Origin of the sequence: Pontibacter russatus (genome assembly GCF_009931655.1) — a bacterium.
Classification (GTDB): Bacteria; Bacteroidota; Bacteroidia; order Cytophagales; family Hymenobacteraceae; genus Pontibacter; species Pontibacter russatus.
The window spans coordinates 2,677,886-2,702,363 of record NZ_CP047984.1 but is presented as its reverse complement, the minus strand read 5'-3'; the positions used below and the strand labels follow the sequence as shown (position 1 = coordinate 2,702,363).

Sequence of the window (24,478 nt, the reverse complement as noted above, 5' to 3'; positions counted from 1 at the left end):
GCTCTCTCCTGTTTTTAGGAGAGGGCTGGTGCGAGGTAACCATTTAACAATAAAGCCATTTAACAATATACAAGTTGAAAGTAACAGAGCATTTCAGCAATACAGACAAGACCCAGTTTACCTTTGAAATACTGCCGCCCCTGAAGGGAGAGAACCTGCAGATGCTGTACGAGCACATCGATCCGCTCATGGAGTTCAAGCCGCCGTTCATCGACGTGACCTACCACCGGGAGGAGTATGTGTACAAGCAGCGGGAGAACGGCCTGCTCGAGAAAATCAGCACACGCAAGCGCCCAGGCACGGTAGGCATATGCGCCGCCATCCAGAACCATTACAAGGTGGACACGGTGCCGCACCTGATCTGCGGCGGCTTCAACAAGGAGGAAACAGAGAACGCCCTCATCGACCTGCACTTCTTGGGCATCGACAACGTACTGGTGCTGCGCGGCGACTGCGTGAAAAACGAGTCGCGGTTTGTGCCGGAGCCGGGAGGGCATCATTATGCCACCGAACTGATACAGCAGGTGGTGGGCATGAACAACGGGTGCTACCTGGATGATGAGCAACTGAACACCAGCGGGACAGACTTCTGCATTGGGGTGGCCGGCTACCCCGAGAAGCACTCCGAGGCACCGAACATGAAGGCAGATGTGCGCTGGCTGAAGAAAAAGATTGACCTGGGGGCGGATTATGTCGTGACGCAGATGTTTTTCGACAACCAGAAGTATTTCGATTTTGTGCGGCTTTGCCGCGAGGAAGGCATCAACGTGCCGATTATACCCGGTCTGAAACCCCTGACAACGAAAGCACAGCTCACCATTCTGCCCAGCATCTTCCACATCGATATCCCCAGCGACCTGGCGGATGCGATAGAAAACTGTGCCGACAACAAGGCTGCTGCGCAGGTGGGCGTGGAGTGGGCCATCAAGCAGTCGAAGGAACTGATGCAGTTTGGGGTGCCGTGCCTGCACTACTACTCCATGGGCAAGTCAGGCTCAGTTAGAAAAGTGGCGGAGGCGTTGTTTTAGAAGCGAGAACATATAGAGTTGTATCACAGGAGCGCCACCGCCTGAACAGCGGTGGCGCTCCTGTTTATGCAGCCAGTATACACAGGCGCGGCAACAGGACGCTATCAGAAGGCGATGCCCAGGCTAAGGCCAAGGCCCCGGATGCCTGCAAAGGGTGCCGTTCCCTTCACATCCACTCCCCTGTCTGTAACCGTGGCCTCTACATCCACATTGCCATTCAGTTTATTATTCGCTAATTCTATATCCTCTTGCAGGCCCCTTTTTTCAGTCTCCGTCATGGTGCTAAGGTCCGCTGTGGCAGACAAATTGCCTTTCAGCTTGCCATAATGGCCGCCAAGTATATACCAATCAAGTGCTACTCTTTTGGCAATCAGCCACTGGGAGCCAATCATCACGCCACCCCCGAGCCCTCTCAGCGTGCCGTCGAAGGGAAGGGTATAGGTTCTGCTGCCTGTGTCATAGTCATGCGTGTAGGCGGGCCTCATGTTCATATAGCGCCCATACAACGACAGGTAAAAGCCGCTGGCCCCCGGCTTGCGGCCGGTATAAAACCTGATTTCGCCGGTATAGGTGTTGTTCGCCAGGGTAGCCCGGTCCATCACGTCCACCACATCCTCCTCGTCTGTCAGGAACCTGTCTATTGTACTTTCTGCCAAAGGAAAGGAGGAAACACTGGTTTCTGGCATAAACCGGTATCCGGCCACAAACGAAATCTTGCGGGTAAGGGAGCGCTCGTAGCTGAGGCTGTAATTGTTAAAGGCCAGGGAGGAAAGGTTCATCTTGACAATGTTCTCCCGGAAGGCCTCCTGCCCGGCAGTGTCCGGTAATGCCACGGCGGCTGCCTGTGGCGGGCCTGCCTTGGTACCCACCGTTTGGGCAAATAAGTTTAGAGTGACTGTGAGTAAGACAAGTGTAAAAAGTGCTTTCATATAATAAGATTTATCAAATATGAGTGTTTATATTTATATATAGAATACTCATTATCAAGTATTTTATATATAACCGATGGGCGCATTGATTTCTGGCAGATATAAGGGAGCCTGCTGCTTAACCGGAAGATATGCCCAATTAGTTCATTTTGTATTTTGGCGGGTACAACCCGCTGCGCCTCAGCAGGTAGGCTGAGGCTATTCGATAAGTAAATCCAGTGTTATCTGGTCGGCCAGCAGCTTGCCTTTATCTGTCAGGTACAGCACTTCTTCCGCTATGCTGGCCAGGCCCTTGTCCTGTAGTTGCTGCAGGTATCCGGCATGGCTCACGCGGAGATTGTAGCCGTAATCGTGGTTGATTTTCCGGAGGTCGCAGCCCCAGATGGTGCGGAGGCTGGTGAGCAGGTAGTCGTTGACCTGGTCGGCCATGGTGAGTTCCTCCAGCTCAAAAGGTATATGGCCCTGCATGACGGCGTCGACATATTTTTTGTTGTGCGCCACATTGTGCTGCCGCGAGCGGCCATTGAAGGAATGGGCGCTGGGGCCGACGCCGAGGTAATGCACGCCGCGCCAGTAATTGCTGTTGTGCCTCGACTCGTGGCCGGGCAGGCAGAAGTTGGAAATCTCGTACTGGATATAGCCATGCTTCGCCATCTGCGCGAGCAGTATTTCAAATTGCTGCGCCGTAAAGTCGTCCTCCGCGGGCTTGAATTTCCCTTTTTTGCTCCAGCGCCCCAGGGCCGTGTCCGGCTCGATGGTGAGGGCGTAGCAGGAAACGTGGGGCACCCGCAACGCAAACAGCGTCTCTAAATCCTGTTGCCATATATGGTGGTCAGTCGCCGGGATGCCATATATGAGGTCCACGGTGATGCTGTCGAAGCCGGCGGCCTGGGCGTCTTTCACGCACTGCAGACTTTCTGTGGCGCTGTGGGCGCGGTTCATCAGACGCAGGTGCGGCTCATGAAACGACTGCAGGCCGATGCTCAGCCGGTTCATGCCTGCTGCGCGCAGTTCCTGTAGCTTGGCTGGCGTCAGGTCGTCGGGGTTGGCCTCCAATGTAATTTCAGTATCCTCCGAAACTATATAGAGCTTTTTGATTGTTGCCAGCAGCAGTTGCAGTTCCTGTTGGTTCAGCAGTGAAGGCGTGCCGCCGCCGAAGTAAATGGTGTGTACCGGCTGCCCCTGCAGATATTCCTGGCGCAGTTCCAGTTCGCGGGCAATGGCCTGCACAGTCTGCTCCTTTAGCCCCATGGAGGTACTGAAGTGGAAATCGCAGTAATGGCAGGCCTGCCTGCAGAACGGTATGTGAAGGTATATGCCGGACAAGGTTTAATTGTTTAATTGTTAAATTGCTGCATGGTTTAATTGTTTGGAGCTTGGTGCCAGGGCTGCCATATCCCTCCATATATAATTAGGAGGAGTTTATAAAGCTAACCATTTAACAATTCAACCATTTAGCAGTTCACGTTACAAATGTACAAAATAGCGGCCTTACTCTTCTGCTTCGTGCTGTGGCTGCCGCTGGCGCAGGCGCAGAGCGGGCAGACGCCTCCGAAGGTGCAGCCGCCAGTGCAGCAGCAGGCCCCACAGCCGAAGTTGGTAAAGGTGCAGCCGAAGGTTTTCCTTTCAGTGAAGGCGTCCGGACCGCAGGGCAGACAGGTGCTGCGGCAGTACAATTACCGCAACGCTCTCCCAGACTCGGTGGAAGCCCGCAAGGAAGTGAGGGAACTGGTATATAGGCTGCAGCAGGATGCGTACCTGCTGGCCTCCGCCGACACGTCCTATATCCGCCACGACACGCTCCACGTGAAACTATATATAGGCCAACCCTTTACGTGGGCGCAGCTGCGCAACGGCAACCTGAGCGAAGGGATCCTGGTGGAGTCCGGCTTCCGGGAGAAGTTTTATCACAACGCCCCTTTCAAGCCTGCCGAGTATGTGAAGTTGCAGCAACGCATCCTCGATTATGCCGAGCGCAACGGCTACCCTTTCGCCTCCGTCTGGCTCGACTCCATTCATATAGAAGGAAACAAGGTGGAAGCGGCGCTGATGGTGGAGAAGGCTTTTGTGGTGACCTATGACACGCTGGCCATAGTGGGCGATACGAAGACGCAGCCGAAGTTCCTGATGCGCTACCTGCAACTGTTGCCGGGCCAGCCCTACAACCAGGACCAGATAAACGCCTCGCAGCGCATGCTCTCGGCGCTGCCGTATATAAAGGTGTCCAAGCCGCCGCAGGTGCGCTTCGCCCGCGACAAAGCCAAGGTATATTATTTTATAGACGACAGGCAGGCAAACCAAGTAGACGGCGTGGTTGGCTTTCTGCCGGACCCGACGCGGCCGGACAAGCTGCTGATAACGGGCGAGGCCAACCTGCATATCCGGAACATAAAAGGCTCCGGCAAGCAACTGGGCCTGCAGTGGCGGCGCGTGAACAAAGGCTCTGTGATACTGGACGGCGAGTACCTGCACCCCAACCTGTTCGGGACGCCTTTCGAGGTGGGCGCTAAGTTTAACCTGCTCAAGCAGGACTCTTCTTTTATAACCGTGCAGCCGCGCCTGCAACTGGCGTATTATACCCTGAAGTACGGCAAGTTCAGCGTGTTCACGGAGTGGCGCAACTCCCGCATCCTCTCCGACGTCAGCACTCAAAGCCTGCGGCAACTAAACCTGGCCGACGCCCAAACCACTACCTACGGACTGAACTACCTCTGGAACAACCTCGACGATTTTTACTTTCCGAGGCGGGGCCGCCTGGTGGAGATGCAACTGTCGGCAGGCGCGAAGAAGCTGCTCCGCAATCCCAGCTTGGAGAAAAGCTTTTACGACACGGTAGATATAAAAACGACCCAACTGGGCCTGGCGCTGCGGCTGGAAAACTTTTTCAGGGTAGGCAGGAACAGTGCGCTGCTTGCGCGCCTGCGGGGCGAGGCCCTGCTCAACGACCAGATTTTCCTGAACGACATGTACCGACTGGGTGGCCTCTCCTCGCTGCGCGGCTTCGACGATTTCTTCTTCTACGCCTCCTCCTATGCCGTCGGCACGCTGGAGTACCGCCTATTCACCGCTGCCGATTCGTACGTGCTGCTCTTCTATGACCAAGGCTATTACCGCAGCAACCTGGAGCAGTCCAGGGAGACGGATTTCCCTTTTGGCGTGGGCGGCGGCATCAGTTTCAGCACCGGGGCGGGCATCTTTCAGTTGGTATACTCGCTGGGGAAGTCAGAGCAGCAGCCGCTGTCGTTTAAGTATTCGAAGATACACTTTGGGGTAACAAGTAAATTTTAGCCGGGAGTAACTTTTTTATGGGTTTTAGGTAGGTATAGCTTGCATGGTAAACATTAATAGTATACTTTTGCATCAACATAACAGTGCGGGGTGGAGCAGTTGGTAGCTCGTTGGGCTCATAACCCAAAGGTCACAGGTTCGAGTCCTGTCCCCGCTACCAAACCGGACCGATTAGCAGAAACGCTAATCGGTCTTTTGTTTTTAGGCCCACAAGAGGCTGAAAAATAGCTAATTAGGTCGAATACGGAGTTGACTTTTTCGGTTCGATAATCGTTGTTTTCCTTGTCATAAGCCACTCCCTCCGGGAACACGAATTTCTGCAGTTTTTGCTTGGCGTGAAAATCCCCCGAAACCCACATTTTACTCATTTCAGAGCACAGGGGTATTATTTTGAAAAGCTGCGTGTGCGAACGGCTACCATTTTTTTCCGGTGACGCTCCAAAGCGTGCCGGACGGGGTTTGCAGGGAAGTGCTCGAGAGGCACCTGCTGCAGAAGGATGGCTTTCATGTACCCTACTCGGTTCACTCACTGGCCACAGACGAGCCTGCCTTCAACCCGGACGGTTCCCTCTACATCTGGCGCGGCCCCACCTGGGTGGTGTTCAACTGGTTCATGCAGGGCTACCTGCTGGAAAAGGGGAACCGGGAGGAGGCAAGCAAGCTGCTGCTCAGCGTTAAGCGGCTCATCACCCAGAACGGCTTCCGGGAGTACTACAACCCTTTCACAGGCAAGGGGAATGGGGGCGAGGATTTTACCTGGTCCGGGCTGGTGATGGACATGATAAACCGGCAACAGGAAAAAGACAAGGGTCCCACCTGGGAGTAAGAGCTGGTGCTCCCTTATGAACCATACACTTCCCGCCACGACCAACCATCCATTTCTAAGGCTGCAGTCAGCAGCATACGCCGGTCATGGAGCGTATGACAGAACGCCTGCCTTATCTCTTCTTTGTCCAGAAGCGGTATATGCTGCTCTTCGAGTAATCCCACGTCAGGTACAGGGGCTTTCTCTTTTGGTGAAGGATTTTTGAGGAAGTTCCCTCTTACCATTTCCAGGTAAGAGTCAAGTGCCGTTTGGAGCATGGCCGTTTTCATCTTGTTTCCTCTGGCCTCCTTTGGCACGGCATGCTTGAGAAGCAGGAGCGCCTCGTGCAGCAAAACGATGGCCGGGGCGATGGACAGTTTTGGCTGGTTGTTGTGAAAGTAGTGGACCACAGGGTAGGAGTGGTGGTTGAGGGTATGCTGCATCAGCATCTGGCAAATATCAGAGACGTTGTCGAAAAAGGCGGAGAAGTCCTTCCCGTTCCAGCTTTTGGAGAGGATTTCCTGAGGTGTCTTCCCCATGCTGCTGATGTAGAGGCTCAGCCTGCTCTGCAGGTTCACCGCCGAAAGCACCGGCACAAAGTAGGTGATGGAGGCAGTGATGAAGACCAAGCCGGAGAAAGCGGCGACACTCGTGACAATGCGCCAAAGGCTATCAGATGCAATAAAATCTCCCACGCCCAGGGTAGAGAGGGAAAAGCCCGCGTAGTAGAGTTTCTCCAGGGCGCTGGCACTGGCCATGTCCTTACTGTTCACAACGGAGTTAGCCTCACTCATCAGCAGCAAAAACAAGCCGGACCAAAGCCCCAGGATCCAAGTCAAAAGAACAGAGACGAGGACGGCAGGTCCGGCATAGGACAGCAACCTGGACCTGCCGCTCTTTCCTGCCGCTGATAAAAAGGCGCTCCACACGGTCCGGGACACTGCATTGGTGACCATGCCGCCTCCGTTAGAGGAAAACGTGGTCTTGATGATATCCAGGGCGGTGACCGCATAAAGAAAAACGCCAAGGCACAAGTAAAAAACCTTCATAAGGTGGATGTATCAGCATTAACCCTGTCTGCTAAACGGAATAGGAATAGATGGGTTAAGGCCGCTGACGGGAATGTGGCAGGAGCAGGCGCTGAGAGCCTTTAGCCGTAGCCTGGGCAGAAATTATGTAACCTTTATCATAAATTGTATAAAACCCCCGGCCCCTGGTCAGGTATAACTATAGCTCAAGAGCTCAAGTATTTTATCACACTGCAAAACCAAAGACTATGAACAAGGACTTGATCAGAACACTGGCCGAGTGCGCCGCCGCCTGTAACCACTGCGCTGTTTCCTGCCTGCAGGAGGATGATATTAAGATGATGGTGTCCTGCATCCGGATGGACCTGGATTGCGCTGCCATCTGTAAAGAGGCTCTGGACTATGTCTCCCGCGACTCACGCTACGCCGGGGATATCCTGCAGCAGTGCGCCAGGATCTGCAGGGACTGCGGCCAGGAGTGCCAGAAGCACGAGGCACAGCACTGCAAAGAGTGCGCGGAGGCCTGCTTCAAGTGCGCGGAGGCCTGTGAGCAGTACCAGCCCGCCTAAAAGCACCTGTCTACACTTTAAACCGGAGCGGCCTGTGAATCTCACAGGCCGCTCCGGTTTAAGAGCCCTCACTTGCGGCCCCGGACACTACGGCACCATCACCTTCGGGAACACGCGCAGATAGACCTGTGCGCTTACTGGCAGTTCCCCATATTCAGCATGCAGCTCGCTGCTGCCCCGGAACACGCTGGCCTGCGCCCCCAGGTGCAGGTTCACCGTTCCCAATTCCACCAGTTGCCTGTTCGCCCCCACTGTCAGGGCATTGACGCCGAACAGCGCATCATGGCCAAACTCATCCTCTTCGAAACCCAGTTCTTCTGCCGATTTCTGAATATATTCATAGCGCCCGTACACGGCGAACCTGTCGTTCTGCAGGTTCGACTCCAGCAGCACCGAATGCTCCTTATGGTGCGCATCCACGTAATTATATCCCCAGTTCAGAGTGGTGGTAAGGAAGCGGTTATGGCCGGGTAGTTCCCTGCCATAAAGGGCGGATGCGGTGGTGCGGTAGACGTCCTCCTCCGGCTCTCCCACTTCCGGGCTTTTGACATAGGCATGCGATGCCTGCAGGCTCCAGTTGGCGGTTGGGTTATAGGTAAAGCGCACGGCACGGGAGTCGAAGCGGGGCTTGTCGAAACCATAACGTGCCTCATCCGGCTCACGGCCGGTAAAAGACGATCCCTCCAGTTTGATGTTCCGGTAACGGAAGCCCAGCGTAGCCACCCCAAAAGTAATGTGGGTCGCGTCCTGCCAGTGGTGGCCCAGCGGCGAATCGGGGTTGTTGAGCGCCGAAGGGCGGTGCATAAAGGCAACGTTGCTCAGGGCAGGCTCACCGGGATAACCCAGGTAAGCAAACACATCGGCCTCTTCTGAGAGCATGTGCGTGTACCCGATAGAGAGCTCGCTGAACAGGTCGTGGGGGTGCTGGCGGTCAATCAGCGGCTGATCATTGTACGTCTCGCCTGTCTGGAAGAGCAGCGGGTAGCCATTGCCGCCTACCGTCAGTGGGTCTAGGGAGATCATGCCACTGAACCGGAAGAGGCCTTTTTCGCCCACCGGCCGCTGACCCATGAGCATCAGCCAATTGGGCGCATCAAACTGGCTGTCACCACGGTTGCCGGCTTCAAAGACATCCTGCCTGTTGTAGCGCAAAAACAGGTTGTAGTGCAGCATCAGCATCCAGTTGCCGCGGTGGTACATGTTGCCGTACATCGGCGACTCATCGGGCAGCCAGCCTGTGCCCGAGGCGTTGCGGGTCATGGGCAGGTTGCGGGAGAAAGCATGCGACATGGGCGTGCTTTCATGCTGCATGCCCGTGTGCTGCATATGCGCCTGATGATCCATCTGCTGCATGCCCTGCTGCTGGTGTTGCATGTGCTGCATCTGGCGGGTGGTGTCCTGTACTTGTTTCTGCTTTTGGTGCTGCTCGTGCTGTGCGGCGGCGGGCGACGCTGTTGCAGCCGTTAGAAGCAGCCACAATAGGTAAAAGTTATGTTTCATAGCTATAGTTTAAAATGCCGTGGGTCATGATAGAACAAATGAAACCTGACCTTGTTGGAGGCCGCTGGAAACTATAGGGCGTTACGGGTTTATCCTGCGCCTCATCTGTTGGTAGCAGGCCTCATCCATCATGCCTCTCTGGCGCATCTGCCGCATCATGCCCTGCATCATCTGGCGGTGGTTCATGATCATCCGCGACATCATGCTACAGTTGGCGGAGTCCTGGGCGCAGGCGGCCATCATCTGTTGCACCATTTGATGCATTTTTTCGCGGTTCATGCCACCCATCATGGCCGTGTCACCCATCATCATGCCTGTGGTATCCTCCGACATCATACGTCCCCGGCCCATCATCATGCCTCCCTCTGGGTGTTGGCGCATGGTCTGCATCATTTCCTGTCGCATTTCAGGGTTGTCCATGATCATGGCGTATACTTCCTTGCGCCGCTCCTCCGTGTTCATTACCTCCTGCACGGTTGCCTCGCGCTGGCAGCCGGCTGTTGTAAACAGGAAGAGTGCGGCAACTACTGACATAAAGTTTTTCATAGCTCAAAATATAAATTTGTTTTCTTCAAGATCGTATGTGTTTGTACGTTAGATTTTCAGCGATGTAACAGAAACAGTTTTTAGGTGCGTGCCCTCCGGGCAACAAAGGAGCTAACCCAGCAGGCAATAAGCGGGAGCACCATGAGTTGCAGCAGGGGGAGAAGCCCGACACGGAGAACAGGTACAAGGGGCATGGCCCACGTGTAATGCCCATTTCTCAAACCAAGCGGCCAGCAGCCCGCCGAGAAACGCGAGGAATAAGTACTGCCACGGCCCGGCGCCCATTGGCCAGTACAGGCTCCGGTGGTAAACCGCCAGCAGCAGGTAAAGCTGCAGGATGGCCAGCGCATCCACCACAGCGGCAACAAGGCATGCTGTAAAATGGCTGTAAAACCCATTGTACCCGAAGTACAGCGGGGTCTGCGCATTCTCCCAGATCAGGTTCGGCAGAAACCCAACGACATACACAAGGCCACTTACCCGTTGGGTGCCCCGAAAACCGGAAGTGTGCCTTTTCTCCATGAGCAGCTACCATGTGAGCGATGAGTTATTTGAGCTGCCTGCGCAGCAGTTGCGCATTGATGGCCACGATCACGGTGCTCAGGCTCATCAAAGCGGCACCCACGGCGGGGGGGGGCCATGATGCCCTGCTGGTAAAGCACACCAGCAGCCAGCGGGAGCGCGATGACGTTGTAGGCGGTGGCCCAGACCAGGTTCTGGATCATCTTGCGGTAGGTGGCCTTGCCGAAGAGGATGAGGGAGGCGATATCCTGCGGGTTGCTGTTGACCAGGATGATGTCGGCTGTCTCGGCGGCCACGTCCGTGCCGGAGCCCACGGCGATACCCACATCGGCCTGGGCCAGGGCAGGGGCGTCGTTCACGCCGTCGCCCGTCATGGCCACAAACTCCCCTTTGGCCTGCAGTTCCTTCACCTTTTCCTGTTTTTGGTGGGGCAGCACGTTGGCCAGGTAGCTATCCATGCCCACTTGGTCTTATCCTGCTATAGGTTGACAGTTTTTCAAACGAACTATCCCTATGGAAGAACACAGTCGAGAACTACTTTACCGCTATCAGTATGGCGAGGAAGTCAAAGAGGCCGCTGCCTTTCGCGTGCTTTTCGGCGGCGAAGATGCCAGGCAAATTATGCAGGAACTTGGCATTGACAGTGTCAAAACTATCCATCATTGGGTGGCTGGCTACCAGCAAAAAATTGAGCAGGGGCTTATATCTTTACCTCCCATGACTGAGAAGCAAAGGCAAAACCTGGAAGCCCTAAAGCAGCGAAACAAACAGCTGGAGAAAGCCCTGGAGGAGGCTAATCTCATGATTTTGGCCCTGCACACGATGATTGGGGTGGCGGAAAAGGGCCCCAAGATTTCGATTCGAAAAAAGCCTGGCGCCAAACGGTCCTGACCCTACAGTATAAGGGAACAGCAAAGGTAGGTGTCGGTAACCTTTGCCGACTGTTTGGTAAAAGCCGTCAAGCGTTTCATCAGCGAAGGGTATTCCTGGATCAACGCGCAGCCCAGGCTATGCTGGCGTTGGATCTGGTCACTGCCATCAGGAGGGAGATTCCTGGGCTGGGGACAAAGAGGCTGTGTCTACTGCTGCGGGAACCCCTGCAGAAAAGCGGGATTGCCATGGGCAGGGACCGGCTGCATGAGTTGCTCCGGGGACACCGTCTGCTCATCCGCCATAAAAGATCTGCGCCCAAGACCACACATTCTAACCATCGTTTAAGAGAGTATCCTAACCTGATCAAACAGCTTCCAGTTCTGGAGACCGAGCAAGTCTGGGTGTGTGACATGACCTACATCTATGCGGGCTTTGACTTCAACTACCTGTCTCTGGTTCTGATGCTTATTCCAAGAAGATCGTAGGCTACTGCCTGCATCAGTTTCTAAGCACAGAAGGTTGTCTGAAAGCTTTAGAAATGGCGCTCGCCACACGCAGGAAACAAGGCGGCAAGCTTATTCACCACTCTGACCGGGGCGTGCAGTACTGCAGCTTTGGATATGTGAAGAAGCTAAAAGCAGCAGATATTGCCATCAGCATGACAGACAGTGGAGAGGCGCACGAGGATCAGATAGCCGAAAGGGTGAATGGTATCTTAAAGCATGAGTCCAGGGTCAACCAGGTGTTCAAGACACATGTGGAGGCTCTATGGGCTGTAGAAAAGGGTATCCGCAATTACAACACGCTTCGCCCTCACATGAGCTGTAGTTGCTTGACTCCCTCACAAGCTCACCAGGAGGAAGAGCCTTTGGCGAAGCAGTGGAAGAATAAGTCTTCCGTGAGTGAGGGGGATGCCATATAAGCTAAAAAAGCAGTGGACTTGTGGGTAACGCCTGCAGAGTTACCCACAAGTCCACTGCTACGATAACAGTGGTTGCCGAATAAAAAAGCGTCAAGCTAGTTGAGTACTCAACTAGACATTCGAAGACAAAATCAATACAGTTGACAAGCTATAGCCGTATTAATTCTTTAAATTTATTATCAACTCAAAATCGTCAACTTTTCCAGGACGGGTCAGTCCTGTACTCATCCCTTAAATCGGCCGAATTCTGATACGCGGAGAGATGAAATCCCAAATCGCCCGGAACAGGGCTCACACCGCTAACTTTCTTTCCGGTTTTTCCGCTGCTGCCTCCATGGCAACAGGCTCCGGGAAAAGGCGGTGGGGCTGGTGTCTGACCCGCCGCGGCGCGCCCGGCACAGGGACAGAAGGGCTGCAGGGCTCAGGGTTAGGACTTGACCTCACCCTGCGCTTTACTCCCGTCTCTTCTCCATTGCTCATAAGCAGCGCCAGGGCGCTGCAAGCGATACCCAGCAGCAATATTACGCCGGTTAAGATGACAGCTACCACCATGTTGTAGGAATTGACTGTTTAACAATCTGTTATTATATATGTAAATATATATAATAATATATGGTACGCAAACGCTTCTCTCTTTTATTTGCACCGCCTGGGCCAGGCGCGGTTGTTTCCGGACCCGGCAGCGAAGGCTGTCTCAGAGGCCTTTTTCACAGGAGAAGCCCTTGGAACAGCCTTATTTGCTACAATGACAGTTTTTTTGTCAAAGGCACCGGCTTGGGGCTGTCTACAAGAGGTGACTTTTGCCGGTTTGTTGCCGGTTGGAAAGGCGGCTTTTTACTGGTTCTATACCGGCTGGGTGCCAGACGCCCGCTTCGGTCGCCGCTGTCATGTGGTGTCATTTGCTGCCATCTTATCTTATTCTCCTGGTGCCCGACCACACAAAACCACTCCGGGTGGGACAGCAGGGACAGGGGACGCGGAGTAGCTCAGCCCAGGGAGGCCGTTTGGCTGAGGTAGCGGTAGCAGGTGGCCCGGCCGATGCCCAGGATGCTGGCTATCTCCTCCACCGTCTTGGTCTTGGAGTTATAGAGAATCCTGGCCGACCTGGCCTTCTCCATCGCAGTCTTGGAAAGCCCAGCCGGTCTGCCGCCCTTTTTCCCCCTGGCCCTGGCCGAGGTCAGCCCGGCGTTGGTGCGCTCGCGGATGAGCTCGAACTCGGCCAGGGAGGCGAAGACGTTGAAGGTGAAGCGGCCGGTGGGCGTGGCCGTGTTGATGCCGTCCTGCAGGCTCACGAACTCCACCCCCCGCTCCCTGAACTCGGCCACCAGCTCTATTAGGTCCCGGAGCGAGCGGCCCAGCCGGTCGAGCTTCCATACCACCACCGTGTCACCGGGGCGGAGCTGGCTTATCATATTCTCCAGCTCCGGGCGCTCCCTGATCTTGCACAACTTTCTCTCTTTGTAGATCTGCTGGCAGCCGCACTGGGCGAGGGCGTCGGTCTGCAGCTCCAGCCGCTGGTCCTGAGCCGAGACCCGGGCGTATCCTATCTTCATGCTATGTCTCATTTACTCGTCTCAATTATACCAAATCCCTTTTGATTTGTGAGACGGCAATTCGGGAATCGGCCGGTGCACTCTGCTCCTCCGGGCGTCCGCGGATCCCGTAAAACGGGGGGTTTATGGGACGGCTGGTGTCAAGCTATATCAGGACAAAACAGTAAGACAGGTTTTGCAAATATTATACTAATGAAATATAAGGATTTTTCGTTAATTCTATTAAATAATAGAAGTCCGTCCTTAACAGACGGACCTCTTATTTTCAACTCAATAACTCTACTTGCAACCCCAGCGGTTCTTATATAACATGTCGTAATACTAGGCAGCTAATAATAAAAGCACGGGCTGCAAGCTAGCGCCATTGTGTATAAAAGCAGAGCAGCCTCTTAAGAGGATATATTCTTCAATATAGCACTAATTATATAGAAGAAACATAACAGCCATCCCTATGAATGGAGCTGATAAAAACATTATAGTAATTACCAAATTTAAAACGCTGCCCCTCCTCTGAATTTTATGACTTTGGTCAATATTATCTTTAAATTGACTTGATCTCACAAATAAGAAGTAACAAACCTAAAGCTCCGCCTATCCATCCAGGAACATGAATATTATCAAAATAATACACTATGATACCATATATATTTAATATATACAGAAATATCCAAAATGTAAAAAATATTAAAGCTTTAAACTCTGGATTATCTCCTTTACCTATTTTTAAGAAGGAAATATAAAATTTATAATACATAAATTTATAGTTCAACATATCTATTCTATTTTTTCTTTGATATAATTAGAAAAATCCTTTTTGTAATTATTAAAAGCCCCACCTGAATTCATAGCACCTAATGCTGTTGAAGCTATAGGCCCGACATAAGGTATAGCGCCTACAGCTAATATACTTACATCAACTCCAAATTCTACGGTACTTTCTACTGTCATCCCACTATTATACATTTCTGCGCCACTTACCGTAACAGCGACAAAATTACTTACCATACCAGCTCTCCCTGTATACTTTGTCCATTGTTTAGCCTGACTAAGCATGTTAGCAGCATTTATACCTTTCAGAGTCTGAACCTCCTTTAACCCAATTTTTGCTGCTTGATCGAACAAAGCAATAACACCCCCAATATAGTCATTAGCATCTCCGACTACTTCAACCTTATCGACACCTGATTCCTGGTCTTGAGTTACTTCAGTTTGTCCCTGAGTAGTTATCTCTGGAGCATCAAAGCTCATAGTGGCAGTAGACCCATCATCAGTGAACATTACATCACTCTTCTTGGGAAGCTGCGATGTATTGGCGCTGAGCGTGTCCATCCCAAAGGGATCCGTGAATCTGAGCGGGTTATTTAAGGTGTAGATATAAGGAGCAAAGCCATGATGATTATCCGCCATCGGGTCCACCACGTGCCACCTGCCGATCTGCGCGTCGTACATCCTGGCCCCGTAGTCCATCCAACCCAGCCCCAGCTCGGTCTGCTTCTCCTTGCCGTTGTACTGGAACCTATGGTCCGGCAAACCTTGCTTTTCGATGCCCACTAAATTCAGTCCCCAAGGGTCGTAGTGCTATCGGCAGAGGATTAGGGTAGAAAAAGTGTCAATCTATTTCAGGACGAGGCACCCTTACAGCGTGGTTAATTTCAATGCTTTGATGGCCAGTTCCCCCTCCACCTCCCCTGCCGGGCTTATTTTCAGCCGGTGAACACCTGCCGGAATCTGAACAGTCGCCAGGGTCACTTCAGGCCACCGCATTTCCTCCACTTCGCCTCTTGGCACGCGGTCTCGGTTAGGCACCTGCACCGCCTGTTGCGGGCTTTCAATTTTTGTATAGTGGGTCTTGCCATCCAGCTCCAAGGCAATCACAAGCGGCTTTTCCGATGAGAGCTGCACACTTACCCTGTATTGTCCCGGCCGCTTCGCCACCACCTCCCACACAGCTGAATCGGCAGGGCCTATCCAGTTAACAAGCCAGTCGTTCGCCCAGCCTTCTCCCCCCTTGAAATCCACCCGCCCATATATGCTGGCCTCGGGTGCCGGAAGCCAGGTGAGCGGGGCCGGGGAATCTCCCAGCTGAACAAGAGGAGGCTCCACTCCCATTCCGGTTACCTCGCCAAACCATGCCCGGTACTTCCGGATGTACTCCCTTACCAGCTCCGGATGCCGGTCCGCCAGGTCATGCTCCTGGGAAGGGTCCTTGAGGAGGTCATAGAAGGAGGTGTCCTCCGGCATCAGCGTAAGCAGGTATTGGTGTGTTCTTACCGCACCCGGTATGGCATCGAACTCCCGGTCAACATGGTGGGTGTAGAACGCGCGTCCCGGATAGGCGACTCCCTTCCCTTTGATGATGGGCAACAGGCTTCTGCCGTCTATTTGCAGGCTGTCGGGCACCTTTATGCCAGTGAGTTCGGCGATGGTCGGCAGAATATCTATATGGGCGCCAAACTGCCGGCTGACCCTCCCGCTCTCTATTCCACCTGCCGGGTACCGGATAAAGAAAGGGACCCGCACTCCCCCTTCGTCTACATAGCCCTTGATCCCTTTCAATCCTCCATTGTAGCGCCGCCCATTGGGGCCATTGTCGGAAAGAAATATGAGAATGGTCTCCTCCTCCTTCCCGGATTCCCTGAGGGCCCGCAGGACTCTCCCCACGTTCATGTCGATGTTCTCCACCATGGCATACACCGCCGCGTTTCTATCGTCGAGCCCTTTGGCCTTGTATTTCCTGAAATACGCCTCCGGCACCTGAAAAGGGCTGTGGGGCGTGTTGAACGCCAGGTAGCAGAAAAAAGGCGCTTCCTTCCTGATGAATGAGATAGCGCTGTCGGCCAGCAAGTCCGGAACATAACCGCTTGTCTCCACCTCCTGAAAACCACTTGTCAGACTGGTGTTGAAGTAGTTGTTCAAATGCCCTTCTTTGAATCCGAAGAACCGCTCAAACCCCTGCCCTATCGGGTCAGTGGGGTACTGCTGGCCGTTGTGCCATTTTCCATAGTAGCCGGTTCTGTAGTTGTGGGAACCAAGGAGTTCTGCGATGGTGACCTCCCGGCTTCTCATCACCTCCTTCCGGTGGGTTACCCAGCTTGTGCCGGTTCTAAGGTTGTACCGCCCTGTGAGCAGGCTGGCCCTACTGGGCGCACAGACAGGTGATACGTAGAATCTTTCGAGCTCCGTTGAAATTTTGGCCAGCCCGTCCAGATGGGGCGTTTCCAGGAGCTTGTTTCCATGAGAGCCTAAATCCCCCCAGCCCTGGTCGTCTGTCAATATTATCAGCACGTTCGGCTTTGGCTCTTTGCCCTGCGCCACACCCTGTGAAGAGCCGGAGAGCACCAGCATGGAAGCGTGCAACAGCAGCAGCAAGGCCCTTTTTAAGTCTATCATATGATAAATATAAGAAAAGGCGCTGCACTGCATAAAGGTTGGATGAAATAGCCGCAAACACCGGCCACCTTCGCTTACCCGAAGCACAGGCCAAGGTGGGCTAAAGACGGTCGCAAACGCCTGGCCAGCACAGGGTGCTTTACTTCTTTACAGCGGTTACTGCCTGGGAGAGCCTCCGGTAAAACGTTGCAATTCAAGAGGGCGGGTGCCATCATTCTTAGTGCCGGGGCGAAGTGGCTTGGGCCAAAACAGAACTCGGATATAAAATCTGTTGTTTGACTTATCGCAGTTTTTATAATAAGCTATAGCATGCCGCAAGTTCCTGCTTACCGAACATAAAATTACTTATCGGCCAAGGCTAAACTAGTAAAAGAGGAGCTACAGTTTAGTTGACTATAGCCCCTCTTTTACTAATTCCTCAGTCACTTATTAATTACGACAAAAATCAGCGATGGCAGTTAAATCATCAAAGAGATTGTTCGATAATTGAGGGAATTGGTCACCTCAGATTAAAATAAATGACTTGCAGGCCTTTATCTTAATCTGAGGTGACCAATTCCCTTGCGTACTATAGTTCGCTGTTTTAAGCTGTCCTTTAGCTGGAGAAATAAAAACTATTAGGTGGGATAGAGTTTAGTAGCTGTTTTAAAACCTAAAGAGCTATTAACGAACAGAGGCTATAGCCATAGAGGCCATTTTTACAGCATTTAACCACTTTTACAAAATTAAAATTTTCCGATTGAACTGGTTTTAAAATAGTCTCTTAGTGGATATTAGAATACTTACCGAGTTCACGTTAAGCTAACCTGGAAATCTTAAAATGATAAAGTAGCATAGTTCTGATAACGCCAAATTGCCTCCAGTAAATAGTAATCAGCATACACTTCCGGTACATCTACTTCTGATTTACTAGGCATATTGCCGGTACTGTGCATTAAAAGGAAGTAGTTATTGGCGCCAGCCTTGGCTAAATATTTATCGGAGCAAAGACTATTGATCAATTGGGCGGCTTTACTCAGGTATGGGTTATTTGTTCCGGCGTATTTACTCAACTCAATTAAGGCCGATGCCGCAATGGCTGCTGAAGAGGCATCCCGTGGAGCGCTGGGAATATCCGGTGCCTGAAAATCCCAATATGGAATATGGTCAGCTATTTTGTCAGTCTGGCTCAGAAAGTAATCCGCAGCTTTTTTTGCCTGTTCCAAATATTTTATGTTTTTAGTTTCCCGATACAGAACCGTATACCCGTAAATACCCCATGCCTGGCCTCTTGCCCAGCACGAGGAGTTAGCATACCCTTGGGCCGTTAGCTTCCTTAACACTATACCTGCTACCGGGTCATAATCCAGCACATGATAGCTGCTATTGTCTGCCCGGAAACGGTCTTTCAAATCAGTATTAGCATGGGCTTCGGCTATCTTATAAAATGCAGCATTACCACTGGCTTTTGCGGCCCAGAACAAGTACTCCAGGTTCATTAAATTATCAACAATTACCGGGTAAGAGTATGATCCGAAATCCCAGGACTTGATAGCGCCGACTTCCGGATGAAAGCGAGTAGCTAATGAGTTGGCTCCCTGCAACAGAATATTTTTATATGTCTGGTTATTAGTAAGCTTTAATCCATTCCCAAAAGAGTTGTACAGCATGAAACCCAAGTCGTGGGTGCTGGTGTTGCTTTTTTGCGATTCAATGCCTTGGGTCCATTTTTCAGCCGCCTGCCGCCATTGCGTTTTATTGGTGATCCGGTATAAGTACCATAAACTGCCCGGGAAGAACCCACTAGTCCATTGACCTGAACCAGTGGTGTATAAAGACCCATCGGGATTTGTGCTTCGGGGATACTGATTGCTGTTAGTATACTTTTCGATATACGCCTGATATTGCAGTTCGGCCAGTTTGATTACTTTCTGCGCAGGAATTGCATCTGGTGTCTGGGCATCAGAGCCCAGCGCAAGACAGGACAACAAGATTATCAATATAAACTTCATCTCTATTATTTAATATGGTTATTCTAATCAAGTAGTCGGAGTTACTTATGATAAAATTTATATACCCGGAAATTCTTGAGAGCTTATTGCAGGCAATTGAGCTTTTGTTTCTTTATGAAGCCCTTTTACTCGATTACCAGCCTCGACTGTACGGCGCCTGACGCGGCGCTGGCTTTGAGGATATATACACCGCGGCTCACAAGGCCACCTAATAGCACCTCCGTGCTGAAGGCTCCCTGGCCGTCGGTGGCAAGTGTGATGGATTTGATAAGGCGACCTAGTCCATCAGACATGGTGAGGGCGACAGTCTCGTTCTTGCCGAAGTTCCTTGCCTCCACATAAAACCTGTCTCCTGTGCCCGGGTTAGGATACACAATCAGCTGCCGTGCGCTACTTGCATCCTCCTCTAAACCTTTCATGGACATTGCTTGCGCAGAAACCTTTAGTATTTCTATGGCCGATATAATCGCATTATTGGCCACAGACGTAAAGCCGACATCCAGGGTGCCATCCGTCACCGACACATTCTCGAATGTCTTCACCACAGCATTTCCCGCCCCATGTTGCCCGTAGATGTCAAAGTTGCTCAGCACCCGCCCTCCCTCCAGCGTCACATGGAAAACGCGCTTGCCAGCACCTCCTGCAGCGCCGCCCGGAACCCCAAAGTACGGTTCCAGGAAATGGAGCCGCACCCGGTAGGTGCCGCTCCCGCCCAGGGGGACGCTGTAGCTGAAGGGTGCCCCCGAAGCGGCGTACCTGTAGGTGAGGTACAGCCCGTCATCCGCGGTGCCTGCCACATCAAAAGACTTAGATGAGGTGACTCCACTGGTGAAGTGGGCGTCTGCACTCCACATGCCTGCCTGGCTGTCGGTGTATGTGGGGCCGCCTGCATTAAGGCGCGTGATGGTTTGGGGACCGGCGCTAACTGCCACGTTCATTAGCCAATAATCCGCACCGCCCTTAATGGCTTCACTCTTATCAAATCCTCTACCTGAAAAGGAGAAACCCCCAAGAAGATAACTGCTGTTTGTAGCAGCCACCATAGCTGTGTTATAGTCATAATTATTGCCTCCCCAGGTTTTATCCCAACCCTTACTTCCACTGCTATTGATTTTTATTAACCAGAAGTCGGTTTTACCTTTACTGGCTTCACTTTTATCGCCTCCCTTACCCGAATAGGAATAACCTCCCAATAGGTAACCACCATCCGGAGTCGTCAGGATACTACTCAGGAAATCATGTTCACTTCCACCTAAGGTCTTGTCCCATTGCTTCACACCACTGCGATTGACCTTTAGTACCCAATAATCAGTAGTAAGATTTCCTCTGTTAGCTGCGCTCTTATCATATCCGGAATTGGAGTCGGAAGAGCCTCCTACCAGATAACCTCCGTCCTGCGTAGCAACAAGAGCTGTAAGGGCGTCATTTTTGTTTCCGCTAAAGGTTTTGTCCCACTGCTTCGCCCCACTGCTGCTTATTTTGACTATCCAATAGTCTTGTTGCCTGCTGGCTTGGCTCTTGTCACCTCCAATACTGGAACTGGAAGTGCCTCCTAACAGGAAGCCGCCATCCACTGTAGAAATCAAAGCCTGAAACTGATCATTGCTAGTACCGCCAAACACTTTATCCCATTGCTTATCCCCATTCCCATTAATCTTAATTATCCAAAAGTCATAGCCCCCTTTACCGACTACGCTTTTATCGCCATTTTTACCTGAATTGGAATAGCCTCCCAGCAGGAAGCCTCCATCCGCTGTAGCAACGAGGGTATAAAGCCTGTCATCAGACGTGCCGCCAAAAGTTTTATCCCAAAGTTTAACGCCATTACGATCTAATTTTACGACCCAATAGTCATTCCCTCCCCGATTAGGCGCAGTCTTATCCTTCCCCGTACCCGATAAGGAAAAGCCTCCTAAAAGATAACCACCATCTGTTGTGGCCACAACATCCTGTAGATAGTCTCCGGCATTTCCTCCCAATGTCTTGTCCCACACCTTCGTACCATTCTTATCGACTTTCACCACCCAGTAATCCTGCCACCCTTTACTAGCTGCACTTTTATTTCCTCCTATACCTGAGTAGGATCTTCCTCCGAGTAGACATCCCCCATCCGTCGTACTAATCAAAGCTGAAAGCTGATCATACTTAGTACCCCCCAAGGTTACATCCCAAAGTTTAGTCTGACCTTCTGCTACAGGAGAAAAGAAGCTACAAAACAGAAATAGAATATATATGCCAATCCTTACTCTGTTTTGAGAATTAAGCCTGTAAGTAGCAGATAGAAAGAAAGATACATTCATAGTGGTACTTTTAGAGGAATGCAATAACAGAAGCTCTTCCAATAGCTGAAACTCTGGCTCAAGCGAATAAGGTAATTTTAGTTTATACCTTTACAGCAACTCTACCAGACGATCATTGAATAGCCTCAATAGATTACAATGGCTGGTCTGTCTGTTCCTACATAAGAAAATTAATGTAGACTTCACCCGTTGCACACGGGACGGATTAGCTTGAGAATGCATATGTCCATTTAAGCGCGGCTCACCCTCTGACCGGCTCCCCCAGAAATTGTATGTTCACCGCATATGCTACGGCCTCTTCCTTAAATTTTTGAGAAGTTCATATTAAAAACAGCTTAGGGAAATAACTTTATATTGTGAGGCGTAAAAAAGTCAGTGAACCACAATTGAGGCTGTTCCAACTAATTAAAGTGCAGATGATTACGTGTTTATTTATACGTACTGTATTTTAAAATGTATGGAATGCAGGAAAAAATAATTAGGGTACAATGAAATTGAGGTGCCCCTCCGTCTGTGTCCACTCTAAATGCTTGCTTAGAGTGGACACAGACGGAGGAGAAATATTATATCTTATTCTGCTCTCCCTACTATGCATAAGCCTACTGATCAACCAAATACAGGCTAATATAAATAGGGGCTGTAGTAACTGAACTGTAGCTCCTCCTCCTGAATCCACATACTATTGATGGGTGCGGTAAAAATTAGCGGTGGCAGTTAAAACATCGAAAGGTTTGTCCGGGTATTGAGGGCTTTGGTCTACCGAGCCGGGCTGATTAGCTTTTCTGCTAATCAGCCTTTTGCTTTTAGTTACGCCAGGTGCTTGAAACGAGTAAATTAGACAGAATACAGGATTTGCTTTTTCAGTTCAGTAATCGTTGTTTTCCTTGTCATAGCCAAACCCTTAAGAAAGGCTGATTTTTACAGCTTTTGCTTCGTGTGGTGATCCCCAGAATCCACATTTTGCCCACTCCGGAGCACATTATAGGGAAAAGCCAAGGCACTTCTGCTACAGGAAGGAAGCCCCCCACAAAACACAGTTGCTCAAGAAGCGCGAAGAAACATATAATAAAATTTTAAGAGGCAAATGTTTGCTATATACGCTATTTTATTTAAGTTTAAAAGTGTATTTCGTACAGTTATAAACAAGTTGGAATCACTGCTTCATGGATATCATATTTCCGGCTTCAGTAAAATACTCTCGGCCGCCAGCGTGAGCAGCCGTGGAGGGAGCGGGTGCTTTGTGGCGCCGGAAGCATAAGCGGAGTGCATCTATCTTGCTGCGTTGTAAAGCTAAAGCACAAGCAAGGCATATAGGCTTCGCCGGCATGGGTGGTACAACTGACTTGTAAAATCTCGTAGGTCAACCCTGTGCTTTGATTATATTAACTGCATTCATAGAGTATCAGCCAAAACTAAATAATGAAAAAACACAAGTTCAATTTCTCTTTGCTGCCAAAGCGACACGTATTGCTGGCCCTTGTCACCGTGCTGCTCTCTTCTTACACATGGGCGCAAGGGGCAAAAAAGCCATCGAAAGACGCCCCGGCTTTTACCCGGTTCAGTTATCAGGGCGATGATCGTATATATAAGGAGAATCCACTACAACCAGGCGAGTTCTATACACCCATTCTGCAAGGCTGCTATCCTGACCCCAGCATTACGCGCAAGGGCAATGATTATTATCTGGTAAACTCTTCCTTTGCCATGTTTCCGGGAGTGCCGATTTTCCACTCCAACGATCTGGTGAACTGGAAACAAATCGGGCATGTGCTGGACAGACCTTCCCAGTTGAAGGTGCAGGACTCAGGTATATCGGCTGGCGTTTATGCACCTGCCATTGAATACAACAAAAATAATGACACCTTCTATATGATTACCACCCAGTTTTCCGGGGGGATGGGTAATATCGTGGTGAAGACGAAAGACCCGGCCAAGGGGTGGAGCGATCCGATAAAACTGCAGTTCAACGGCATAGACCCGTCGCTGTTTTTCGATGACAACGGGAAAGCCTATGTGGTACACAATGATGCACCGCCAGAAGGCAAGGCACTTTACGAGGGGCATCGGGTAATTAAAATCTGGGAGTATGACGTTCAGAACGACAAAGTGGTGCCAGGTACCGACGAAATCATTGTGAATGGGGGCACCGACATTTCGCAAAAGCCCATCTGGATTGAGGCCCCGCATATATATAAGAAAGACGGGCGCTACTACCTGATGTGCGCCGAAGGCGGCACCGGCGACAATCACAGTGAAGTGATTTTTGTCAGCGACAAGGCGACGGGGCCCTATATACCCGCTAATAACAACCCGATTCTGACCCAGCGGTATTTTCCTGAGGACAGGCCCAATAAAATGGACTGGACCGGGCATGCGGATTTAACGGAAGGCCCTGACGGTAAATACTACGCCGTGTTTTTAGGTATCCGCCCCAACGAGAAGGACCGCGTAAACACCGGGCGCGAAACATTTATACTGCCGGTGGATTGGAGCGGGGAGATCCCGGTATTTGAAAACGGACTTGTGCCCCTGAAGCCTAAGCTGAAAACCCCAGACGGCGTGAAAAACCAAACCGGCCAGAACGGTTTCTTCCCGAACGGCAACTTCACCTTCACCGACGACTTTACCGCAAAGACTTTGGATTACCGGTGGATGGGGATGAGAGGGCCGCGTGAAGAGTTCATCAGCACAGACAAAAAAGGCCTGCAAATCACGCCTTTTTCAAAAAACATCAAAGAGGTAGCGCCCATATCTGCCTTGTTCCACCGGCAGCAGCACAACTCCTTTGCTGCCACCGTTACCCTAAGCTATATGCCGAAATCAGAAAAGGACCTGGCAGGCATTGCGTGTTACCAGAGCGAAAAGTTTAATTACGTGTTTGGGATAACAAAAAAAGGAAAAGACAGCTACCTGGTGCTGGCCAGAACAGAAAAAGGCGACACTAAGATTTTAGCCAGTGAGAAAATAGATGCCCGTAAGCCTGTGCAGTTACAAGTTGCAGCGCAGGGAGACGACTACAGGTTCAATTACGCAACCGATAACCAGAACTTTAAAAACATTGGCGGAACTGTTTCCGGTGACATTCTCTCTACCAACGTGGCAGGTGGTTTTACCGGAGCACTGATCGGCTTATATGCCACCTCCGCCAATGACATACGGCCTTAGCAAAGCGCAAATCCTTTTTTAAGGATACCTGCCTGATTGATGGAATTAGAAACCTTTCACCATAACATA

At 51.3% G+C, this 24,478-nt stretch carries 15 protein-coding genes, 1 tRNA gene and 4 pseudogenes; 8 read left to right on the top strand and 12 right to left on the bottom strand.

All coding sequences use genetic code 11. The features are described 5' to 3' along the window. The first annotated feature begins 74 nt into the window (after positions 1-74). The gene (gene metF / locus GSQ62_RS10850; RefSeq protein WP_161889518.1) at positions 75-1,028 is read left to right on the top strand and encodes a methylenetetrahydrofolate reductase [NAD(P)H]; all 954 of its coding nucleotides are present in this window, start codon (positions 75-77) and stop codon (positions 1,026-1,028) included. Positions 1,029-1,132: 104 nt separating this feature from the next. Here metF and GSQ62_RS10845 read toward each other — a convergent pair whose 3' ends face one another. Together GSQ62_RS10845 and hemW are read right to left on the bottom strand one after the other, a co-directional pair. After that, complete coding sequence (locus GSQ62_RS10845; RefSeq protein WP_237586590.1) at positions 1,133-1,897, bottom strand: DUF3575 domain-containing protein; 765 nt, start codon at positions 1,895-1,897, stop codon at positions 1,133-1,135. A 258-nt stretch (positions 1,898-2,155) separates the two neighbouring features. Continuing rightward, positions 2,156-3,283 carry a radical SAM family heme chaperone HemW gene (hemW, locus tag GSQ62_RS10840; RefSeq protein WP_161889516.1) on the bottom strand — a complete coding sequence of 376 codons (1,128 nt, stop codon included), beginning with the start codon at positions 3,281-3,283 and terminating at the stop codon, positions 2,156-2,158. A gap of 147 nt (positions 3,284-3,430) precedes the next feature. On the opposite strand from hemW, the gene GSQ62_RS10835 reads away from it, so the two are divergent. The 3 genes and pseudogenes from GSQ62_RS10835 to GSQ62_RS10825 form a co-directional block, all read left to right on the top strand. After that, on the top strand, positions 3,431-5,245 hold the full coding sequence (locus tag GSQ62_RS10835) for a BamA/TamA family outer membrane protein (RefSeq protein WP_237586589.1): 1,815 nt from the start codon (positions 3,431-3,433) through the stop codon (positions 5,243-5,245). 84 nt (positions 5,246-5,329) lie between these two features. Beyond that, positions 5,330-5,405 (top strand) — tRNA-Met (locus GSQ62_RS10830). 255 nt (positions 5,406-5,660) lie between these two features. Next, positions 5,661-6,071: pseudogene (locus GSQ62_RS10825) on the top strand (MGH1-like glycoside hydrolase domain-containing protein); the annotation flags it as partial. Between the two features lie 14 nt (positions 6,072-6,085). Here the strand turns inward: GSQ62_RS10825 and GSQ62_RS10820 are convergent. Then, entirely contained in the window at positions 6,086-7,099 is a 1,014-nt protein-coding gene (locus GSQ62_RS10820) for a potassium channel family protein (RefSeq protein WP_161889514.1), read from the bottom strand. Between the two features lie 227 nt (positions 7,100-7,326). Between GSQ62_RS10820 and GSQ62_RS10815 the strand changes: the two genes are divergently transcribed. Then, positions 7,327-7,647: a four-helix bundle copper-binding protein gene (locus tag GSQ62_RS10815; RefSeq protein ID WP_161889513.1), complete on the top strand. Its 321-nt coding sequence runs from the start codon at positions 7,327-7,329 to the stop codon at positions 7,645-7,647. Between the two features lie 87 nt (positions 7,648-7,734). On the opposite strand, the gene GSQ62_RS10810 is transcribed toward GSQ62_RS10815, so the two are convergent. The 4 genes and pseudogenes from GSQ62_RS10810 to GSQ62_RS10795 form a co-directional block, all read right to left on the bottom strand. Continuing rightward, on the bottom strand, positions 7,735-9,147 hold the full coding sequence (locus tag GSQ62_RS10810; RefSeq protein WP_161889512.1) for a hypothetical protein: 1,413 nt from the start codon (positions 9,145-9,147) through the stop codon (positions 7,735-7,737). Between the two features lie 81 nt (positions 9,148-9,228). Next, positions 9,229-9,693: a hypothetical protein gene (locus GSQ62_RS10805; RefSeq protein WP_161889511.1), complete on the bottom strand. Its 465-nt coding sequence runs from the start codon at positions 9,691-9,693 to the stop codon at positions 9,229-9,231. Between the two features lie 111 nt (positions 9,694-9,804). Beyond that, the gene (locus GSQ62_RS10800; RefSeq protein WP_161889510.1) at positions 9,805-10,215 is read right to left on the bottom strand and encodes a hypothetical protein; all 411 of its coding nucleotides are present in this window, start codon (positions 10,213-10,215) and stop codon (positions 9,805-9,807) included. Positions 10,216-10,240: 25 nt separating this feature from the next. Continuing rightward, a pseudogene (locus tag GSQ62_RS10795) lies at positions 10,241-10,676 on the bottom strand (HAD-IC family P-type ATPase); the annotation flags it as partial. A gap of 52 nt (positions 10,677-10,728) precedes the next feature. Between GSQ62_RS10795 and GSQ62_RS10790 the strand changes: the two are divergent. Together GSQ62_RS10790 and GSQ62_RS10785 are read left to right on the top strand one after the other, a co-directional pair. Continuing rightward, entirely contained in the window at positions 10,729-11,106 is a 378-nt protein-coding gene (locus tag GSQ62_RS10790) for a hypothetical protein (protein ID WP_161888286.1), read from the top strand. Between the two features lie 454 nt (positions 11,107-11,560). Then, a pseudogene (locus GSQ62_RS10785) lies at positions 11,561-12,010 on the top strand (transposase); the annotation flags it as partial. A 986-nt stretch (positions 12,011-12,996) separates the two neighbouring features. Here GSQ62_RS10785 and GSQ62_RS10780 read toward each other — a convergent pair. From GSQ62_RS10780 to GSQ62_RS10760, 5 genes and pseudogenes are all read right to left on the bottom strand, one after another. Next, the gene (locus tag GSQ62_RS10780) at positions 12,997-13,563 is read right to left on the bottom strand and encodes a recombinase family protein (RefSeq protein ID WP_161889509.1); all 567 of its coding nucleotides are present in this window, start codon (positions 13,561-13,563) and stop codon (positions 12,997-12,999) included. Between the two features lie 774 nt (positions 13,564-14,337). Then, positions 14,338-15,126: pseudogene (locus GSQ62_RS10775) on the bottom strand (RHS repeat domain-containing protein); the annotation flags it as partial. Positions 15,127-15,198: 72 nt separating this feature from the next. Continuing rightward, positions 15,199-16,953, bottom strand: coding sequence for an arylsulfatase (locus tag GSQ62_RS10770; protein ID WP_161889508.1), 1,755 nt, complete (start codon positions 16,951-16,953; stop codon positions 15,199-15,201). An 815-nt stretch (positions 16,954-17,768) separates the two neighbouring features. After that, a complete protein-coding gene (locus GSQ62_RS10765; protein WP_161889507.1) occupies positions 17,769-18,944 on the bottom strand; it encodes a glycoside hydrolase family 88 protein in 1,176 nt (391 codons plus the stop codon). A 125-nt stretch (positions 18,945-19,069) separates the two neighbouring features. Continuing rightward, on the bottom strand, positions 19,070-21,286 hold the full coding sequence (locus GSQ62_RS10760) for a malectin domain-containing carbohydrate-binding protein (protein WP_161889506.1): 2,217 nt from the start codon (positions 21,284-21,286) through the stop codon (positions 19,070-19,072). A gap of 1,377 nt (positions 21,287-22,663) precedes the next feature. Between GSQ62_RS10760 and GSQ62_RS10755 the strand changes: the two genes are divergently transcribed. Next, positions 22,664-24,409: a glycoside hydrolase family 43 protein gene (locus tag GSQ62_RS10755; RefSeq protein WP_161889505.1), complete on the top strand. Its 1,746-nt coding sequence runs from the start codon at positions 22,664-22,666 to the stop codon at positions 24,407-24,409. The last annotated feature ends 69 nt before the right edge of the window (positions 24,410-24,478 follow it).

Bases quoted from the DNA above. Each gene is read 5' to 3' on its own strand.
- GSQ62_RS10835 (WP_237586589.1), top strand. From the start codon at position 3,431: ATGTACAAAATAGCGGCCTTACTCTTCTGCTTCGTGCTGTGGCTGCCG.
- GSQ62_RS10820 (WP_161889514.1), bottom strand. From the start codon at position 7,099: ATGAAGGTTTTTTACTTGTGCCTTGGCGTTTTTCTTTATGCGGTCACC.
- GSQ62_RS10815 (WP_161889513.1), top strand. From the start codon at position 7,327: ATGAACAAGGACTTGATCAGAACACTGGCCGAGTGCGCCGCCGCCTGT.
- GSQ62_RS10810 (WP_161889512.1), bottom strand. From the start codon at position 9,147: ATGAAACATAACTTTTACCTATTGTGGCTGCTTCTAACGGCTGCAACA.
- GSQ62_RS10805 (WP_161889511.1), bottom strand. From the start codon at position 9,693: ATGAAAAACTTTATGTCAGTAGTTGCCGCACTCTTCCTGTTTACAACA.
- GSQ62_RS10800 (WP_161889510.1), bottom strand. From the start codon at position 10,215: ATGGAGAAAAGGCACACTTCCGGTTTTCGGGGCACCCAACGGGTAAGT.
- GSQ62_RS10790 (WP_161888286.1), top strand. From the start codon at position 10,729: ATGGAAGAACACAGTCGAGAACTACTTTACCGCTATCAGTATGGCGAG.
- GSQ62_RS10780 (WP_161889509.1), bottom strand. From the start codon at position 13,563: ATGAAGATAGGATACGCCCGGGTCTCGGCTCAGGACCAGCGGCTGGAG.
- GSQ62_RS10770 (WP_161889508.1), bottom strand. From the start codon at position 16,953: ATGATAGACTTAAAAAGGGCCTTGCTGCTGCTGTTGCACGCTTCCATG.
- GSQ62_RS10765 (WP_161889507.1), bottom strand. From the start codon at position 18,944: ATGAAGTTTATATTGATAATCTTGTTGTCCTGTCTTGCGCTGGGCTCT.
- GSQ62_RS10755 (WP_161889505.1), top strand. From the start codon at position 22,664: ATGAAAAAACACAAGTTCAATTTCTCTTTGCTGCCAAAGCGACACGTA.